This is a genomic window from Psittacicella hinzii (assembly GCF_003585885.1).
Classification (GTDB): Bacteria; Pseudomonadota; Gammaproteobacteria; order Enterobacterales; family Psittacicellaceae; genus Psittacicella.
Map to the genome: position 1 here is coordinate 1 of NZ_NRHC01000073.1, position 19,538 is coordinate 19,538.

Below are 19,538 nucleotides of genomic sequence, written 5' to 3' on the forward strand. Positions count from 1 at the left end.
GGTGTCTGATATCTAAGTTACCCCTTTGTTTCTGGTATCCAATGGGGTGTCTAATGGATCTAGTAATAAGTATTGGACCTCATGACAAAAAATATCAGATTTAATGACAAATTTGAGATCTCCTCACAAGTTTTAATCTAACTCTAAAATAACTCCAAGTAAGAGTTGCTCTTCTAACCGTTAAACCTAGTTAGATTAAGCTTGATCTAGTAGCAACAAGCTGTAGACCTTGCTACCTGCAGATCTAACTACAAGCTTGAACCTTTGCTACTAACTCTCATATATTAGTTTCTCAAGCAATCCTTTTCCCTTATCTAAGTTGCTTTAATCTCAAGTTATACTAAGCAACTACTTTAGTTAATCTTAAAAATTTTATGTCTAATCGCAAACGTATTATTGCCATTATTATCTTTTTGATTTTTGGTTTAACTGTCAAAAATCTCTTCTTTAGTGAAAGTAAACAAACAAGCACTTCTAACTTACAACAAACTAGTGCTAATAGTGAAAACACTAACTACCAAATGACTGGTAATGTTTTTGGGACTTCGTACCATATTACTTTTAGAGGTAGTGAGTTAGATGTTACTCCAGAACAAGTAGAAGCTGACTTAACTAAGTTCTTTGCACAATTTAATAGCGAGTTCTCTACTTACGATCAAGATTCTTTAATCTCTCGTTTTAACCGCTTTGACAAAGTAGACACTCCTTTCCCAGTGAGTGCAGACTTTGCAACAGTTATTGCTAGTGCTGATAAACTACGTACTTTAACTAACGGTTATGAAGAAATTACCGTTTACTCTCTAGTAAAAGCTTGGGGTTTTGGTCCAGGTAAAGCTGATGACAACATGACCCCAGAAAAAGTACAAGAGATGTTACAACATGTTGGTCCTAACAAATACAGCCTAATCGAAGAAGATGGCAAGTATGCTTTAGTAAAACATGACCCTAAAGTAGAAATTGACCTATCATCAATTGCTAAAGGTTACGCTGTTGATCTTGTTGCCCAATACTTTGCTAAACATGGTGGACAAAACTACCTAGTAGAAATTGGTGGGGAAATTGTTGCTCATGGAGTAAATCCAAATGGTAAAGTATGGCAAGTTGCAATTGAACAACCAAGAGAAGATGCGGTTAACTCTGTTAACACTATCATCGCTTTAAAAGACAAAGCTCTTGCAACTTCAGGTCACTACCGTAACTTTAGATACGTGGATGGTAAACGTATTACCCACGAGATTGATCCATTTACAGGTTACTCAATTACCCACAACACTGTAAGCTTAACTGTAATTGCAGATGACTGTATGACAGCTGACGGCTTATCTACCGGTCTTTATACTATGGGGGCTGACAAGGCTTTAGCTCTAGCTGAAGAACATAACCTTGCGATCTTTGTTATTCAGTACGAAGACGGTAAATTTATTACTCGTGAATCAAGTGCGTACCGCAAACTAGTTAGTGGTGAGTAATTTACTTCGAAAGTAGTAGAGTTTAGTGCTTCTCCAAAAGAAGTTTTTATACAATAAAACGACCAGGAAAACCTGGTCGTTTTATCGTATCTATTCCGCTTCTAAGCACCTAAGAAAATTAGGCACATTAACAAAGCATTTGCTGTACTAATCCTTTTCTTAAAGTACGAGTTAAGTCTAACTGATCTTTAAGTAAGTCTAGCATTCTATCCACTTTCGAAGTGAGCTCAGTAATTTTCTCTTGCTCTTCTGGAGTGGTTAAAGGAACCTCGAAGTTTTTAACTTGAGCTTTGATAACAGCATTAAAAGTCGTTCCTCGCCCTTCTCGTAATGCCTGTTCCCTAATAACAGGTATAAGGGTATAGATGTAGTAAGTGCTTACTTTATCTTCTTTAGGAATAAAGTTTTCGAAACTTTGAGTAGTTGTTGAGGCATTTGCAAGAATTGCAACCTTACCAACACTTGCTCTACTTGAGAAGAGAATGGTTCCTGCTGGAAGCATTTTTGCGGCACATGATTTGTATCCTGCTTCAGTTAACTTACGTTTACTTGAGTATACGTAAGTTCTATCTCCAATTTCGGTTGGTGTGAACCAATTTATATTCCCACCATAGTATTCTGCTACTTTCGTATTTGGAGTTCCTCCTGACACGACTTCTACTAGATCACTCAATTTATGCCAAGTCCATTCGTGAGTAAAACCTTTAAAGCGCATTAGAGGGAACTTCTCATGAACGCTTAGGTAATTAAATTTAGGAATAAGTCGCTGAAAAAGACCTAGTTTGATTTTTTCATAAAGTCGGATACGTTCTTCTAAAGCTCTAATTTGTTTATCTACATCTTCAAAAAGTTTGCTGATTTTTTGTTGTTCTTCAAATTCTTCAGGATAAGAGAACATTACTTTTGCCATACGATGTGCCATTAACTTAGGTTGAACGCCTACAGTTACATAAAGCTTTGTCATCTTATTAATAGATTCTGCTACACATGTATTACAATAGCCTTTGTCTGATAGTAACACTCCACATGTAGACATTGCGAAGAATTTATCTGGAATAAATTTTGTTACCCCAGCATATCCGGTATTAGTCCAAACAACGGCATTTTCAAATAGATGTTGGTTATAATACCCAACTATTCCGTAATTTTTAGTTTGAGATGAATAAGTAGGATAGCAATATTCATTGTCTGGTTTAGACTTAGTATCAGCGACAAGGATGTGTTTACCAGCAGTAATTTTATCAAACACATCTTCAACACGTGCAGTACACCAAGGTTTAGTAAATTCTGGAAATCTTACAGGTGGTCTTAACTCAGTTCTTTGTCTTAGCTCTTCTTTTTCTTTTAAAGTTAAACCTGTGTAATCTGGGAGAGTCATATATTTCTAAGTGCTCCTAATAGTTTTGATTTTAATTTAAACCGTTTCTCATTAATTTACATAACGCTACTATTATATAACGACTTACAGCAATCTTTACACAAAAACATATCTCAAAGCTCCCCTTATATGCTTTAAGCTTTGGTTTTTGAGTAAAAAGGAGAAAGCTAAGGTATAATATTATGATAGATATCAAAAATACTTTTCTGGATATCTAATTCTTTATCCTAACAATAAATTAAAGAGGTTCTCCCCATGCTTTTGACTTTTGCTTTAACTGTGGCTATCTTAGCCCTTGTTGTTCTTGGCGCCTCGATTGGAGTTTTATTTAAACGTAAACCTATTCAAGGTTCTTGTGGTGGTTTAGATGCTTTAGGTATTACTAAAGCTTGTTCATGCAAAACTCCATGTTCAGAAGCTTTAGAAGCTCAAGCTGCAAAAAACTTAGAAGCTGCTAAAGCTAAACAGCATCAAGACTATAGCGCAACACAAAGCGATTATGTGGCTGACCGTACAGGTGAGGGCACTTATTCGTCTAAGTAATTGGGTATTTTTAAGGGCAACTATCTAGTTGCCCTTAAACCTCTAAGAAAATTATACAAACTACATGACAGAAATTAATCAATTAATTGCTCATCTAAAATCCCAAGCTAAACCAGAAAATGCGCAAACCAAAGTTATCGTTGGTATGTCAGGTGGGGTAGACTCTTCAGTGTCTGCTTATATCCTGCAACTCCAAGGTTACCAAGTTGAAGGCGTTTTTATGAAAAACTGGGAAGAAGATGACGGTACTGAATACTGTACAGCAGCTGTCGATCTTGCTGACGCTCAAGCTGTAGCTGATCAACTTGGTATTAAGTTACACAAAATCAACTTTGCCGCTGAATACTGGGATAATGTTTTTGAAAACTTCCTAAGTGAGTACAAAGCTGGTCGTACACCAAACCCAGATATTCTTTGTAATAAAGAAATTAAATTCAAAGCATTTCTTGATTATGCACTAGAAGATTTAGACGCTGATTTAATTGCAACGGGTCACTATTGTCGTCGTGGTGCTAACCGTGACGGTAAAGCAACTTTATTACGTGGTTTAGATAGCAACAAGGATCAAAGCTACTTCCTTTACACTCTTTCGCAAGATGTATTAGCTAAAGTTCTTTTCCCTGTTGGTGAACTAGAAAAACCACAAGTACGTTTAATTGCCGAGCATTTAAATCTGCAAACAGCTAAGAAAAAAGATTCAACTGGGATTTGCTTTATCGGTGAACGTAAGTTTACTGATTTCCTTTCTACTTACCTTCCTGCTAAAAAAGGGGAAATTCGCAACCTTGCTAATGACCAAGTAATTGGTACTCATAGCGGAGCTATGTACTACACTATCGGTCAACGTAAAGGTCTAGGAATTGGTGGTATCAAAGGGCATCAAGACGCTGGTTGGTTTGTTGCTAAAAAAGACGTAAACCAAAACATTCTGTATGCTGTAGACTCTGATAAAGATCCAGCTCTTTATTCAGCAGGTTGTACAGTTACACAACTACACAGTACAAGTTTAACCTTCATGGATTTTATTGACCAAGAAACGGGTCGAGTAAAAGAGGGGATTACTTGTAAGGTGAGATATCGTTCACAAGACGTTATCTGTCACTTAGATTATCTTGATGACAATACTCTCAAGGTAACTTTTAATGAGCCACAATGGGCTATAACTCCAGGACAATCAGCAGTATTCTATTACGGCGAAAGATGTCTGGGAGGCGGAATCATTGATCAAATCATTGCTTAGGAACTTTCATTATGGAATTAATTATTATAAGCGGACGCTCTGGGGCAGGTAAATCAGTTGTACTTTCTGTCCTTGAAGACCAAGGTTACTATTGTATTGATAACATTCCGGTTAAACTGCTTACTGAAGTTGTAGATGCTTTAGACACTACTACCCAAAAAGTAGCGATTAGTCTCGACATCCGTAATTTAAGTAGTATTATCTCTACCGGAGATATTGAAGCGGAAATAATGACTTTACGTACTAAGTACAATACGAATGTAATCTTCTTAGATTGCTCAACTAATGTAATCGTTAGTCGTTACGCGGATACCCGTCGTAGTCACCCGCTCATGCAACTAGAAAACCTAAGTCTAGACGAAGCGATTGAACAAGAGTATAAACTGCTTGAAGTTGTTAAAGACAATGCTGATTTTCAGATTGACACTTCAACGCTAAATGTTCATGGTCTAGCTTCGCGTATAATTAAATTCCTTGAAATAACTAGTCAATCAAGTGAGTTCAAAATTATTTTTAATAGTTTTGGCTTTAAGAAAGGTCCTCCTCCAGCAAGTAACTTTGTCTTTGATGTGCGTCACTTACCAAATCCTTACTGGGACAAAAAACTAGCAGTACAAACTGGAGAAGATAAAGAAGTACAAGAGTTCTTTGCCCAATACCCAGAACCAGCTTTAGAGTTAAATCGTATTAAAGCTTACTTAGATGGTTGGTTAGAACTGGTGGATAAAAGCACTTCTCGTCGCTTTGTTACTATCTCTATTGGCTGTACTGGTGGGCAACACCGCAGTGTTTACATTGCTGATCAACTAGCACGCCACTATGCACAAATTGGTTTCCCAACGCAAGTGCACCACATTTCGCTCAATGTAACTCATACGCTCAAGCAAAGTAAAACAGTTATCTCTGATTTAGCTTTAGCAGAGCTTGAAGTAGAACAAGAGTAACAAAGTTAAGCAATTGAAACAAACATTAAATGCCTCGGAAAATCTTCCGAGGCATTTAACTTATTCTAATTACTTTTATTACGCTTCTTTACGTAACTCTTGTTTACGCGTTTACGTAATTTTAGTTTACACATTTACGCAATTCTTATTTACGGCTACGCAATTCCTATTTACGCACCACTTGTGCACTTGACGGATAGTCAATTTTAAAATCTTTTGCACTTAAAGGAGTAGCTTTGTAGTTAGTAAAAGTGTAAGTTGCTTTATTACCGTTAATTTCAGTATAACTGAACTCGGTTAAAGCTCCATTAACCACACAAGCCTGGATATTTTTGTAATAAGCTTGGAGTTTACTGTCACTTACTAAAAAGCAATTACCTTTTTTACTTACTTGAGCATTTGCCCATGCTTTACCTGTGTCGTTTAATAAGTAGATAAACGGCATAGGTTGGCTTTGATCTAACTGACTAATCGTTACTTGTTCCACAAATGGATCATAATAAACTACTTCATTGTTATACACAGAAACATAGTTTTCTGTAGGTGCAGTAGTGTGTAAGGCTAAGTTACTTGGTCTTTGACCTTTTAATGAACCACTTTGTTGGTTAATAACTTTACCTTTAGGATCTTTTGCTACTAAAGTAAAGTTAGCGGTAAAAGAAGTATTGTTTTGTAAATAAGATAGAAGTTCTTGTTTAGCATCAGCTAATGCTAAAGAAGAAAATAGCGTCGCTAAACTAACAACTGTTACTAATTTTTTTAACATTAGCTTAATCCTTAATTATTCTAATAGTAATTTGTAATTCTGGTAATAACTACTTTATCACTACTTAAGTACTTGATCACTTAAACGCTTAATTTCCTAATCGTTTACTTGATCACTTAAGCGCTTAAACGCTTAATTGCTAATTAATTGCTTGCTTTTAAGAAATCAGGTGCATAGCTAGGTAGTGATGGAGCTTTAGTCACTAGTGGACGAGGAGTTACACCATCAATACGTGCTTTAATTGCATCATATTCTGCTTGATATTCTAAGCCCATAACTTTGCTCGCTTTGTGCATAATTTCTAACGCAGGTTTTGCGTAATAAGAATCAGCAAAGTTAATTAGTACTACGTTTGCACGTTTGTACGCTGCTAGAGGGTTATCATATTTTAAGTAGAAAGCAGCAATGTCGTAGTTAGACTCAGCAATTTTATCTGCGTAGTAGTTAAATAACTCTTGCGCAAATTCACGATATTGTGAGTTAGGGTAGTAATCTAATAATGTACGTAAATCCGTTAAACCTGTTTGCATATCAGCTGTATCGTTATCAGCTTGGTTCATGTTAAACAGATTTTGGAAGAAACCACGGTTTGCGTTAAATGAAGAGATAGCATGCACTAATAGCATGTAGTCACCGTAAGGTACTCCTGCTTTTGACGGAGTAGTTTGGAAGTACTTGTCTACTTGAGCAATTGCTAGATCATAGTTTTTACGCACTAGATCATTGTATGCTTGTAATACTTGTACTTGAGTACGGTATTGACCAAATGGGTATTGGAGAGAAAGTTGAGTTAGAACTTGCTCTGCGGCAGTATTCTTGTTGTTCTGTAAGTCACTTACAGCTTTATCGTAAAGCATTTGCTCATTACCAGCAATATACACTACAGTTTGCTCTTTAGATGAACATGCTACTAGAGCAACAGCTAAACCTATAGCTGAGACTAATTTTAGTTTCTTCAAATCCATATTTTTTTGTGATCCACAAATTTAAGTTTATTCTGATGCTCTAAGAGCACTTTAATGTTTTACTTTTACTTAAATGACATTATAACATAAGCAAATTCTTCTTATAGAGTTATAAGCTTAACTCTGTAAAAATCAAGTTTTGCAACAAAAAATAAATCTCTCTTTGAGAGAGCTCCTTGAGTAACAAAAAAACCTCTCTAAGAGAACTTTTTGAGCAATACAAAATAAATCCTCTTTAGGGCAACCCCAAAGAGGATTTTATTAGTAACCTGTTATCTGTTCATAGACTAATCTAGTCTCTAAACGTTTAAGCTCTTGACTAAAACCGTCAGGCGATAAAGTTAAAATACGATATCCTGGAGCAATAGTGTCTAAAGTAAAATCTTCCTGTCTTGGTTTAAACTGTACACTTGTTGACGGAACTGAGAGTATTGCTGTCTTACCAGTGTTTAAAGTTAAATCCTGATGAATATGTCCATGCAGAACTAGCTCTAAATTCGGATAAGAAGCAACCTCTTGCCAAAACTCTTCAATCCCCGTAAACCTATGACTATCTAACCAAGCACTTGACGCAGGTAAAGGATTATGGTGCATTACTAAAGCAACCTTGGCTCTGGAATTTTGCTCAAGATAATGCGCTATGTATTTACTTTGCTCTGGGCTAATACTCCCACCTACGCGTTTGCAGGCTTTACTATTGACAAGAAGTAAATGCCAAGTTTGGTTTAGTACCACCGGAACCACTTCTTTCTCACTCACAATAACCTGCGGAGCGTTAAAGCGCATTTGCGCAAATAACTCTAGGTTATCATGATTTCCCGGTACGAGGTAAATAGGTGTATCTGGGAAATACTTGTTGATTAGCTCAACAAAGATTTGATAAGCTTTATCAAGAAATTGTGGATTGACATCGTGAACTATATCACCAGAACAGATTACTCCGTCAAATTTGTTTTCTAAGCTAGCCTTGTATGGCATCCTCCAAAACCGCAACCAAGTAGTCTTGAGGGAAGATCCCCGCAAAACGGTCGCGATCATCACCAAGTAAATGGTGATCTGAAAGATGTAATAGGCGTAGCTGTTTATCAGTATCCATAGGCATACCTAATAGATTAGATTTGGGCTAATAGTAAAATTCTAACCTAAACATATGTTTACTAACAAAGAGCTAGTTACGCTTCAACACTTGCATGCTTAAGGTTAGAATTTATGTGTGTTACCTTTGAGTTTCATCTCTAGTTAAAACTCAAAGAATTACAGGTAATCCTGATTTATTTCCACTATAACATAGGAAAAAAGCAACTAACTAAGTAAATCTCTAGATTTGTGGCAAGCCTCACACTTTTGTTTTCATTTTCTGCAAAATAATCACAAATTTTAACGTAAAAGGTAAAATCTAGAAAAAATTGAAGAAAAAGGGAAAACAAAAATTGATAAGCGAGAAGCTACACGAGAACTTTTGAAGTTAACTCTGCGGTTGCTCAGAAGTTACCTCTGAAGTTAAGCCTAAAGTTACCTTGTAGCCTCACCACATCCTCACCACAAATGCTAGAACCCCGAAAAATAAAAAAAGAACCAAAGTTGTTGCCTTGGTTCTTTTTTCGTTTTTTATTGAATAGTTTTAGCTCTTAGCAAAAGTTCTCTTAACTTCTTATAATCGATTACAACCAGTACAAGACGCTAATCTAGTATGAGAAAATACTAGCCAAGCTAAGCGAGTACAAGTAAGTACAAGCATGTACAGACTAGGACAAGCTACTAGTTGCTTTCTTTTTCTTTTAAGAAAACTTCTGGTGAAGCTTTGCGATTATGTTGCTCATAAGCAAGTTGTACCTGACGATAGTCACTTCTATGTTGATCTGAAGGACCATATTGGAACAAGAGTTTTACGTGCTCTTGAGTTACATAACCTTTATGTTTTTCAATGTTATAAACTGAGTATTCTGGGATTTTCGCCATAGACTTCATTAGTTCGTCACGATAGTTTTTTGCTAGAACAGAAGCTACGGAGATTTCTCGCACAAGAATATCACCTTTTATAACAGCCATTTGGGTAATTCCGTTTAGATTAGGAATTATTTGATTTCCATCTACTAGAACTACGATGTTAGATTTGATTTGTTCAAAATCTATTGCGTACATTTCACATCTTTGTGCAAGAAGTTGCAGTACTTTATGAACAGCTCTTGACATAGCCGCTAAAGAAGCGTGCAGGATATTCTTTTCTTGAATTTCCTTTACATCACCCTCTTCAATGGCAAACATTATGTTCCCATTATTACCTTGGGTAATAAAATCTTGGTACAGCGATTGGCGACGACGTTCTGATAAACGCTTTGAATCTTGAGCTTTAGAGAGATATGCAAGCATATCTTTTGAAGAAGTTATATCTAACTGTAATTGTAAAGCTCGATAAAAAACATTAGGAGGTGGTTGAAGCTTACCTTTTGCATTCAGGTTCCAACCTAATACAGAATCACTGCCTTCATTTTCAAAAGCTTTATTTACTAAAAGTTCGTGTTTTTGTTGGGTTGTTAGATCACCAAGCTCTTTTGCTTCACGTGCAAGTAAATCTTGGGAGTAACGTTGTTGACGTAATATCGCTGAAGCAATTCTCTTGGAAGAAGGTTCATTACGAACTTCATCTATCGCATTGTAATCGACAAAGCCAATTAACGCAGCTGAAGCCACTACAGGTCCAAACATACACCCACGTCCTGCTTCGTCAACTCCAATTAAAATTAGTCCGCGCTGTTCGTTCGTATATGCTGTGAGACTATCATCTAAAGAATTAGTTTCTGATCCCTTCTTACTAGCCTTAGTTTGTTTTCCAGGTTGTTTATCATATAACCCAGACTCTTCCCCTTGAGCTGTTCCTGCAGAATCTCTAGTTATTAATCTATGTAACTCTGCTTGAAACTTAGACTGATCTCTTTCCTCAACCATAAACTTACTTTGCGACGCCTTTCGTGATTTTTCTAGTAATTTTATATTAATATCAATATTGCGAGAAATCATCATAATAAGTTATAACTGGCGCTTCTAACTTTTATGCGATCGATCAATGATAACCTAAAATTTGAGAAAACTCAAATTTAAAAATTACATTTTTCGGGTACGGCTATGCAGTTTTAACCTATTACTAGGTTAAAACACATAGCTTGCATAAAAGCAATTTATTATAAATATGATTAAGAAAGTATTAATTACTCAAAGTACCTAAGATTACTCTCTAAAATCCTTACGCAAACCTTAGGGGAAACTCAAGTAAAAACTTGACTAAAGTTTTTATAAAGAAGGTACTTTAAGTAATTAAAAATACTTTTTTTCTCAATGAGCGTAGTAGTTGTTCAATAGACAAAGAAAAGTATCAATATGAAACATAACTAAGTTAGTTATATTATCTAAATTAAAAATTAACCAAAGCGAAAAAAAGAAACTTAACTTTGTTAATTATTAAACAAAAATAGCAACCCTAAAGGCTTCTACACTACCTTACTCTTTCATTTTGGCGAAAAAAGTCATTTATTGCAAATAATAATTTGATTATTTTAAAAAAGTGTCACCCCCTAACGACATTTTTCTAAAAAAGAATATTACGGAAAAAGTTGCAAAAATAACCTTTTCAAAGTAAAGAACTTTAACTTTTACCCATTCTGTCTGAATGTAGCCTAATAACAAAATAAGAAAATTAAAATTCAATAACTTATATAATGATATTATATTACTTTTTAGAAAAAATTACTTAGGTTTATCAAAAAAATCACTAATTTTGTTTTTGTAAGAAACTAAAATTTTTTATAACTTTTTTATTCATTTTTTGCAAACAAAAACACCTACATAAAGGTAAGGAAATAAAAATTGAGTTAACCTTGAAAAATGAGCGTAAATTTCTTATTTTTTGTGGAAAATTTTTGGTAATTACTTCTAATCTACAAATGCCATAACAAGGAAATTGTTAGAGTTCAAGTTTAGCTTCTAGTTAAAGTTTAGCTTCTAGTTAAAGTTTAGCTTCTAGTTAAAGTTTAGCTTCTAGTTAAAGTTTCGTGCTGTTTATCGTGAAAGCTAAATTGCTGTACCTGTTCAAGTTCAACTAAAACCAAGTTGCTGTTTCTGGTTAATTCACAGTTGCTAATTCTGGTGAAAGCACAGTTGCAGTTTCTGGTTAAAGTCTAGTTGCTAATTTTAGTTCAAGCACAGTAACTATTCTTGGTTCAAACAACTAGCTGACTGATAGGTATTGTTAGCCTTTACTATGCCCAGTTTACTCCGCGTATCTTTGACGCTAACTATTTTTAGGAAAATTATTAATTTAACCGAACTAAAACGATCTTCACTTGTCTAAGTTTTTAGCTAGATTTTACTTAGTTAATTTTAGAGTAACTGGAGTTTGAGTAAACTTACCTAAGTAAACTCTAATATAATATTAGTCCCATATTTATCTCCAATTAATCCCCTATATCCTTGCAATTTCTTGGTAAGAAAAATATCAACGCATTTTTCTTACCTAATTGACTTGTCTTATGAAAAGTTTAAATATCGCATATCTATGCAATCCCCAAGAATTTAGTCAATTATGCGCTTCTCTCATGTCATTACTTGACAATCGTAAAGAGACAACTTACAAAATTTACATTCTCAACCATGGCTTATCCCTTGAACATCAAGCTTGGCTAAAAAATCTTGTAAGCAATAAAAGTGATTTCACTTGTTCACTGCGCTTTATTGACCTTTCTTCTTACTTTAGTAAGTACCCTACAGTAGGCTATGCTGAGGCTATCTTACTTTTACCGCAAATTGTTGCAGACTTTAGAATTGAAGCGCAACGTTTAGTTTTTATCCACAATCATAGCTATGTGCTTGATGACCTTGCTTACTTAGCCCAAGTAGACTTACAAGACCGCTACTTTGGTGCAGTGTCAGATTTCTTTGTCCGTCAAAAGTATCTTTACCGTCTATGCGAAATTGAAGATCCAAGCATTGCTAACTTTATTAGCTCTATTGCTCAAGTAAAAAGCTTACCGTTACAAAGTGTGCTAGATTACTTTAGCACTACTATGGTGGTTTTTGCTTTTGATAAATTAATGGCTGATAAAGTTGATCCTGAAATCTTCATTAAGCTACTACCAACTTACCAAGAGTACACTCACCCTGCACAAGTAGTATTAAATGTCGCTGCTTACCAATTAGGTGGAGTTTATTTCTTACCTGGAAGCTACAACTTTATCTCTGATAGCACAGCACAAGTTAGACATTTCAACCCAAGCAGATACTCGCTGTATATTAAGGTAGATCAAAAGGCGGTACGTCAGGCTTGTGAAGAGGTTCCTCCTTACTTACAGTTTGTGCCTGAGGCACAAACTAAACAAGCATTTACTAAGGTAAATGAAGTTAGTGAAATTAGTGAAGTTAGCGAAATTAGTGAAGTTAGCGAAATTAGTGAAGTTAATCCAACTGTAAACAAAGATGATAAAGATAGTTCACAAGACCTTGAGCAGAACAACAAGGGATCATCTCTAACTGCAGAAGCTTCACCAACTTCAGAATCTGCTACTTTTGTAAGTAACCCAGAAGTAAATGCAAATGACGAACAGTGTTTACTCTCGCGTAAAACCATAGACACTGACTTCTTCTTAGCTGAATATAAATTTGTCGCTAGCAAGGAAGAGCAAAGTAATATTTCCGAAGTAAATAACCGCATTAAAGAGCAGATCAAAGAAAAACAACAAGCGCAAGCGCAAAAAGAGCGTAAACAAGCTTTACTAGCGCAAGCTGAAGTAACTAAAGAAGAACACGCTTCGCATTACTGGGATATCTTCCCATATGCGCATGCAAGCTGTTACTATCGTGCTCTTGCGGTTGACGACAAATTAGTAAAATACTTACTAACCGATAAAATTGAAACTGTAAAAATCCTCAATACTTGGGATAGTCACCATAACCTCGTGACTAAAGCTTTAAAGGATTTTTACCTTAAACAAGCAAACATTCCACTTGCTTTTATTCTATGAAAAAATTAGCTGTAGTTTTTACTTGTAACAACGAGTTCTTTCAACACCTCGCGGTAGTTGTTTACTCTTTGTTACATCATCGTAAAGATACTCATTATGAAATTATTGTCCTCGGACGTAACTTTAGTCGTGAACAAGTCCTCTGGTTAAAAAACTTTGTACGCGAAAAAAGTAATGGTACTTGCTTTATCAATATCTACGAAATGGGACATGAGCTCGCTGACTATAACTTAAAAAACGTCGTGCTTTCTGGCGTTTTCTCGGTAGACTGTTTCTCACGTCTCTTTATCCCACGTATTATTGATATGAACGCTTTACAAAATGACCGCGTTCTTTATCTTGATACCGATATGCTCGTACTTGACGATCTAGGGCACATGAACGATATTGACTTTGAAGGTAAGTTCTTTGCGGTATCTGCTGACTACGATATCCGTGAGCGTTACCTCCGCCTCTTACTCAACTGGTCAAACCAAGCTGTTGATGTTTTTAAAATGCACTTCCTGCATATTAAAAATCTAGGGTTAAACTCAATGCTTGATTACTTTAACTCGGGCATGATCCTCTTTAACTTAAAAGCAATCGACGAGTCTGGTGTAAGTAAAGAATTCCTTTACCAACAAATGCGTAAGCGTCAGTATTTAGTTTTTCCAGACCAAGATATTATGAACATCGAAGCGCAGCGTCATGGTGGAGTACAATATCTTGGTTATCACTACAATTGTCCGCAAGCAAAAACTTACGGTATTACTGATAGCTTTGACCCAGAAAATGATCGTCTTTACTTGCCGTTAAATCCTCTAGCTTATCGTCAAGGAACAGCACCAACTCCTCCTTACTTACAGTTCTTACGTCCCGAAGAACGTTCTCTAACTAGCGAAGAGTTATCTGATCTCAAACTTGCCGATATTGCTCGTAAAGAAAGCGAAGCTAATTTCTCTTTTACCCAAGCTGCAAGTTACTTTGAAGCTGACTATGAGCATAAAGATGAAATTAATGAGGATAAAGTTGACGTTAAGGATACTTACGAGGTAAGACTTACTAAAGAAGACTATCATCCACACCTCGATGAGCTTGCTGACATTTGTCGTAAAACCATTGAAAACTATTGTGTGGTAGTCAATAAAGACCTCGAAGAATTTGTTGACCAATCTCAAATTTCACGTGTAAAAGTACTTCACTTTATTGGGACTAAACCTTGGAAAGAAACCTATAACACTATTCCAAAACTGCTCTACAATCACTACCTCGAAGCTTGTGATATTCCAGCAGAGTTAATCCCATAAAAAATTACAATAACGAATTACAAAGCACAACTACAATTACTACAAAATCATCTTCACCAATTAGCGAAATTAACTAAACTATTAGTGAATTGTTGCCATGGGTCAGTTGTTGCCATGAGCCATTTGTAGCCATTGGTGAGTTAAAACCATTGATGAGTTGTAACCCTTAATGAGTTGTAAACTGCAATTGCAAGCTGTAGTTCAAACTGCAATTGTAAAAATAAGTTATAAAAAATTCTCTCTACTAGGTAAATCCCTTAACTCTCTAGCACGGGGATTTACCTTTTTCTTTTGTAAATTAGTCAAAATTATTCCTGCCTTTACCCTAAGCCCTGTCTTATTTTTTCCCTAAAAAAATTCTATTTTTATCTTCAACCCAACTCTCTGTAAGCAAAATTTTACTTAATAACCTACTAGTGTTTAAGGTTATATATTTATTTCTCTCCTAATATTCTCATCTTTTAAAAATTTGCCGGTGATACTTGAGAAGATACCGCGCTTATTTTGCTATAATGTTACAGGTATTCAAGATAGTTAAATATCTAAAACTTCTAAATATAAACTCTTTAAACTAACAGCTATATTGCGACGTAAAAGTTTGAGTTCTCTTCGTAAAAAACATAGGTTCTCTTCATAAAAAGTTGAGATATCTTCCTAAAAAAGTTGAGTTCTCTTAAAATTCATAGGTGTTTTTAGTACTTTAGTATGAACTTTTACTCTCAATATACTAAGCTAAGTATTAGAAAGGCCTGCGCCTTCCTAATACTTAGCTTTAAAGGTCAAGCAAAACCTTGTTAAGATACAGTAAAAAAGCACAGGTAAATTTTACTCTGAAGTTGAAGCTTTCGAGCTTTGTAACTTTGTCAATAAACCTACTTTTTCTCTTGTTCTCTTGCAAGGATTTAGCTGACTATACGCTTAGTTTAAAAGTAATATCACAACCAGGAAACTTCCATGTTAAATATTAGCGAAAATGATGTTTTATTAAATCAAACAGCAGCTAACAAAGAAGATGCAATCCGCATTGTTGCTAAGTTACTTGCTGACAATGGTCGTGTTGATCCAGGTTATGTTGATGGCATGTTAGAGCGTGAACAACAAACCTCAACTTACTTAGACAACGGTGTTGCTATTCCACACGGAACAACAAAAACGCGTGATTTAGTAAAAACTACCGGTGTGGCTGTAGTACAATTCCCACAAGGTGTGGTTTGGAATGAAGATGGCGACAAAACTTATGTAGCTTTCGGTATTGCTGCTAGCTCAAATGAACACTTACCAATTTTAAAAGCTATTACAAACATTATCGGTGAAGAAGAGGAAGCTCAAGCTTTAGCACAAGCTACTTCTAAAGCACAAATGTTAAAGCTAATTAAAGGTGAAGCTTCTACGGTTGAATTACCTTTCACGTCAACAAGTCTTTTTGACTTAAGTGCAAAAGCTACAGACTTAAATGGTTTACAAGCTTTAAACCTAGCTAGCTTACTAGCTCAAGGTTACATTGACCCTGAATATTTAAACAAATCTTTCAAAACTGCTCCAGTACACTTAGGTGCAGGTTTATGGTTAGCAAGTACTAACGCTAATGCAAAAACTACAGGTTTAGCTTTAGTTCGTCCAGCTACTCCATTTGCAGCTCAAGGTAAAGAAGTAAAAGCTTTAGTTAACCTAGCTCTTAAAGATCAAGATGAAGTAAAAGTTTTAGCAACTTTAGTTGAGCAAGCTGCAACTTTAGCAACTGGTGATTTAGCGCAAGTAGCTGCAGTATTTGGTTTAGAAGCTCCAGCAACAAGTGCTCCGCAAGCAACTGTTGCGATGGAAAAAGCTCCAGCTCAAGCTGCTCAAGCAACTCCTGCGCCAACAGCTTCTGCTGAAAAAGCAGCTCCAGCTGGTGATTCTTTAAGCGCTACTTTTGTAATCCACAATGAAAATGGTTTACACGCTCGTCCTTCAACAGAGTTAGTACGCGTATGTAAACAATTTAAATCAGAAATTACAGTAGAAAACCTAACTACAGGTTCAGCACCAGTTAAAGCTAAATCTATGGTGCGCGTAACTGGTTTAGGCGCAACTAAAGGTAGTGAATTACGCTTTGTAGCAACTGGTGAAGATGCACAACAAGCTCTTGACGCTATCGGTAAAGCAATCGCTGACGGTTTAGGTGAGTAATCTGGAGAGGAAAATGACAAAAGTAGCAACTATTACTTTAAACCCTGCACTTGATCTTGTAGGTTTAGTAAAAGAAATTGAAGTTGGTGAAGTAAACTCAGTAGAAACTTTAGGTTTATACCCAGCTGGTAAAGGAATTAACGTCGCTAAAGTATTAGCTGACTTAGGGGTAAAATCTACTGTTACTGGTTTTTTAGGGCAAGATAACAAAGGTGACTTTGAAGCAGATTTTGCTAAATACCAACTTGATGACCAATTTGCACGTGTAGAAGGTAAAACTCGTGTAAATATCAAAGTAACTCAAGAAGATGGTGAAGTTACTGACTTAAACTTCCAAGGTTTTGCCGTAGACCAAGCTAACTGGCAAGCATTTGTTGCAAAAACTTTAGAAGTATTAAAAGGTTACGACTATGTAGCTGTATGTGGTTCATTACCACGTGGCGTTGAACTAGAAGCTTTCAAAGCTTGGTTAGAACAACTTAGAGACCTTGGTTGTAAAGTAATTTTTGATAGTTCAAATAAAGCACTTGAAGTAGGTTTACAAGCTAACCCTTGGTTAATTAAACCTAACTGGCGTGAACTTGAAGTTCTTACCCAACAAAAATTTGAATCAATCGATCAAGTTCTTGTAGCTGCACGTAAATTAAATGAGCAAGGTATTGCAAACGTAGTAGTATCTATGGGCTCTAAAGGTTCTCTTTGGGTAACTAAAGACTTTGTTTACCAAGCACAACCTCCAAAAATTACTAATGTAGTTTCAACTGTAGGTGCTGGTGACTCTATGGTAGCAGGTTTTATTTACAGCTTAGTAAACGGTTTAAACCCAGAAGAAACTTTACGTTTTGCTTCAGCTATCTCAGCTTACGCAGTTACTCAAGGTAACGTAGGTGTTGATCACATTTCAACTTTAGATCCATATAAAGCTCAAGTTAAAGTAACTAAAGTTGCTTAATTCATTTTGTAAAGTTACTTAAACAACTGCCAATTACGAGAAAGCCCAGTCAATTGCTAGAAAAACCTATCAATTACCAAACAAAAGACTCCGTAATTGGCAGCACAAAAAACTCTGGTTACTTAAAACTGAAGGATAAATTATGAATATTTACTTAACTAAGTCTACTACTTTACCAGTAGCTTATGTTTTACTAGCGCAAGCAGTGCTAGAAAAAGCGGGACACAAATTAGTTGACCAAGCCGCTAACGCTGACTTACGTCTTAGCTTAGAAAAACAAGTAAGCGACCAAGCTACTCAAGGTCTTGAAGTTGCAGTTGTTAACTTACAAGAACTTGTTGATAACCCAAACCAAGCTTTAGCTAACGCTAAACCTACTTTAGTAGAAAAAGTTGAAGCACAAAGCAACAAAGCGAAAAACATCGTTGCAGTAACAGCTTGTCCTACAGGGGTAGCACATACTTTCATGTCTGCAGAAGCTATCGAAACTTATGCTAAAGCTCAAGGCTGGAACGTAAAAGTTGAAACTCGTGGTCAACAAGGTGTTGGTAACCCATTATCAGCTGAAGAAGTGGCTGCTGCTGATCTAGTTTTTGCAGCAACAGATATCGAAGTTGACTTATCTAAATTCGAAGGTCGTCCTTTCTACCACACTTCAACTAAAGCAGCTTTAAAAAATACTGCTCAAGAGTTTGAAAAAGCATTTGCGCAAGCAAAACCTTATCAACCAAAAACTTCAGCTGCTCCTGTAGCTGAACAAGCAAAAAGCGAAAGCGGTTGGCAAAGCGTATACCGTCACTTAATGACAGGTGTGTCGCACATGTTACCGATTACTGTAGCAGGTGGTTTATTAATCGCTATTAGCTTCTTATTTGGTCCAAATGCTTTCAAAGAAGCAGGCACTTTACCAGCGGCATTAATGCAAATTGGTGGTAACTCAGCATTTGCAATCATGTTAGCAGTATTCTCTGGTTACGTGTCTTACTCAATTGCTGACCGTCCAGGTCTTGCTTCTGGTTTAATTACTGGTTTCTTAGTTAACTCTTTAGGTGCAGGTTTCTTAGGGGCAATCATTACAGGTTTCCTATCTGGTTATGTAACTCTATACCTAAGCCGTGCGATTAAGTTACCTCAATCAGTATCTTCATTAAAACCTGTTTTAATCCTACCATTACTATCTACTTTAATCGTAGGTTTACTAAGCGTTTACTTAATCGGTCCATACGTAAGTGTTGCTTCAGATTCATTATCTAAATGGTTAACATCATTACAAGGTGGTTCTGCATTAGTACTAGGTTTAGTATTAGGTGCAATGATGTGTATTGACATGGGTGGTCCAATCAACAAAGCTGCTTATGTGGTATCTGTTGGTTTAATCTCTCAAGGCGTTACAACTCCTATGGCTGCAGTTATGGCTGCTGGTATGGTTCCACCTATCGGTATGGCAATTGCTACTTGGATTGCACGTAAGAAATTTAACGCACAACAACGTGACTCTGGTAACGTTGCGTTTGTATTAGGTCTATGCTTCATCTCTGAAGGTGCTATCCCATTTGCGGCTGCAGATCCATTACGCGTAATTGCTTCTTCAGCAATCGGTGGTGCTGTAGCTGGTGCTATTTCAATGGTAGCTGGTATTACTCTAAACGCTCCACACGGTGGTTTACTAGTTGCGTTTACAGTTAATAAAGTAGTTCTTTACTTAGCAGCTATCGCAATTGGTTCTGTGGTTACAGGTGTACTTTACTCTATCCTGAAAAAACCTGCACAAAACTAATTCATAGTTAAAAACTTACAAATAGAAAGAGAGAAGAG

At 36.1% G+C, this 19,538-nt stretch carries 15 protein-coding genes; 9 read left to right on the forward strand and 6 right to left on the reverse strand.

Annotated elements, in window-relative coordinates; translation table 11 throughout:
- Positions 1 to 374 precede the first annotated feature (374 nt).
- A complete protein-coding gene (locus CKF54_RS05710) occupies positions 375 to 1,469 on the forward strand; it encodes an FAD:protein FMN transferase (protein WP_119525403.1) in 1,095 nt (364 codons plus the stop codon).
- A 127-nt stretch (positions 1,470 to 1,596) separates the two neighbouring features.
- Here the strand turns inward: CKF54_RS05710 and CKF54_RS05715 are convergent, their stop codons facing one another.
- On the reverse strand, positions 1,597 to 2,847 hold the full coding sequence (locus CKF54_RS05715; RefSeq protein WP_119525404.1) for a restriction endonuclease subunit S: 1,251 nt from the start codon (positions 2,845 to 2,847) through the stop codon (positions 1,597 to 1,599).
- Positions 2,848 to 3,102: 255 nt separating this feature from the next.
- Here CKF54_RS05715 and nqrM point away from each other — a divergent pair, with 255 nt between their 5' ends.
- The 3 genes from nqrM to rapZ all read left to right on the forward strand — a co-directional run bounded on the left by nqrM (position 3,103) and on the right by rapZ (position 5,574).
- Entirely contained in the window at positions 3,103 to 3,390 is a 288-nt protein-coding gene (gene nqrM, locus CKF54_RS05720) for a (Na+)-NQR maturation NqrM (protein ID WP_119525405.1), read from the forward strand.
- A 64-nt stretch (positions 3,391 to 3,454) separates the two neighbouring features.
- Positions 3,455 to 4,630 (forward strand): tRNA 2-thiouridine(34) synthase MnmA, encoded by a 1,176-nt coding sequence (mnmA, locus tag CKF54_RS05725; protein WP_119525406.1) that lies wholly within the window; start codon positions 3,455 to 3,457, stop codon positions 4,628 to 4,630.
- Positions 4,631 to 4,641: 11 nt separating this feature from the next.
- Positions 4,642 to 5,574 carry an RNase adapter RapZ gene (gene rapZ, locus CKF54_RS05730; RefSeq protein WP_119525407.1) on the forward strand — a complete coding sequence of 311 codons (933 nt, stop codon included), beginning with the start codon at positions 4,642 to 4,644 and terminating at the stop codon, positions 5,572 to 5,574.
- Positions 5,575 to 5,740: 166 nt separating this feature from the next.
- Here the strand turns inward: rapZ and lolA are convergent, their stop codons facing one another.
- From lolA to CKF54_RS05750, 5 genes are all read right to left on the reverse strand, one after another.
- Positions 5,741 to 6,340 carry an outer membrane lipoprotein chaperone LolA gene (gene lolA, locus CKF54_RS05735; protein WP_119525408.1) on the reverse strand — a complete coding sequence of 200 codons (600 nt, stop codon included), beginning with the start codon at positions 6,338 to 6,340 and terminating at the stop codon, positions 5,741 to 5,743.
- A gap of 143 nt (positions 6,341 to 6,483) precedes the next feature.
- Positions 6,484 to 7,305 (reverse strand): outer membrane protein assembly factor BamD, encoded by an 822-nt coding sequence (gene bamD / locus CKF54_RS05740; RefSeq protein ID WP_119525409.1) that lies wholly within the window; start codon positions 7,303 to 7,305, stop codon positions 6,484 to 6,486.
- Positions 7,306 to 7,566: 261 nt separating this feature from the next.
- Positions 7,567 to 8,283: a metallophosphoesterase gene (locus CKF54_RS05745; protein WP_222987537.1), complete on the reverse strand. Its 717-nt coding sequence runs from the start codon at positions 8,281 to 8,283 to the stop codon at positions 7,567 to 7,569.
- Positions 8,267 to 8,401 carry a hypothetical protein gene (locus CKF54_RS08270; protein ID WP_262407821.1) on the reverse strand — a complete coding sequence of 45 codons (135 nt, stop codon included), beginning with the start codon at positions 8,399 to 8,401 and terminating at the stop codon, positions 8,267 to 8,269. The genes CKF54_RS05745 and CKF54_RS08270 overlap by 17 nt, the downstream gene beginning before the upstream one ends.
- Positions 8,402 to 9,063: 662 nt before the next feature.
- Complete coding sequence (locus CKF54_RS05750) at positions 9,064 to 10,326, reverse strand: ribonuclease HII (protein WP_119525411.1); 1,263 nt, start codon at positions 10,324 to 10,326, stop codon at positions 9,064 to 9,066.
- Between the two features lie 1,502 nt (positions 10,327 to 11,828).
- On the opposite strand from CKF54_RS05750, the gene CKF54_RS05755 reads away from it, so the two are divergent.
- The 5 genes from CKF54_RS05755 to CKF54_RS05775 all read left to right on the forward strand — a co-directional run bounded on the left by CKF54_RS05755 (position 11,829) and on the right by CKF54_RS05775 (position 19,500).
- Positions 11,829 to 13,316, forward strand: a complete 1,488-nt coding sequence (locus tag CKF54_RS05755) for a glycosyltransferase (RefSeq protein ID WP_119525412.1) — start codon at positions 11,829 to 11,831, stop codon at positions 13,314 to 13,316.
- Positions 13,313 to 14,602 carry a glycosyltransferase family 8 protein gene (locus CKF54_RS05760; RefSeq protein WP_119525413.1) on the forward strand — a complete coding sequence of 430 codons (1,290 nt, stop codon included), beginning with the start codon at positions 13,313 to 13,315 and terminating at the stop codon, positions 14,600 to 14,602. Before CKF54_RS05755 ends, CKF54_RS05760 begins: the two co-directional genes overlap by 4 nt.
- A gap of 954 nt (positions 14,603 to 15,556) precedes the next feature.
- Positions 15,557 to 16,771, forward strand: coding sequence for a fused PTS fructose transporter subunit IIA/HPr protein (gene fruB / locus CKF54_RS05765; RefSeq protein ID WP_119525414.1), 1,215 nt, complete (start codon positions 15,557 to 15,559; stop codon positions 16,769 to 16,771).
- A gap of 13 nt (positions 16,772 to 16,784) precedes the next feature.
- The gene (gene fruK, locus CKF54_RS05770; RefSeq protein ID WP_119525415.1) at positions 16,785 to 17,723 is read left to right on the forward strand and encodes a 1-phosphofructokinase; all 939 of its coding nucleotides are present in this window, start codon (positions 16,785 to 16,787) and stop codon (positions 17,721 to 17,723) included.
- Positions 17,724 to 17,865: 142 nt separating this feature from the next.
- The gene (locus tag CKF54_RS05775) at positions 17,866 to 19,500 is read left to right on the forward strand and encodes a fructose-specific PTS transporter subunit EIIC (RefSeq protein WP_119525416.1); all 1,635 of its coding nucleotides are present in this window, start codon (positions 17,866 to 17,868) and stop codon (positions 19,498 to 19,500) included.
- The last annotated feature ends 38 nt before the right edge of the window (positions 19,501 to 19,538 follow it).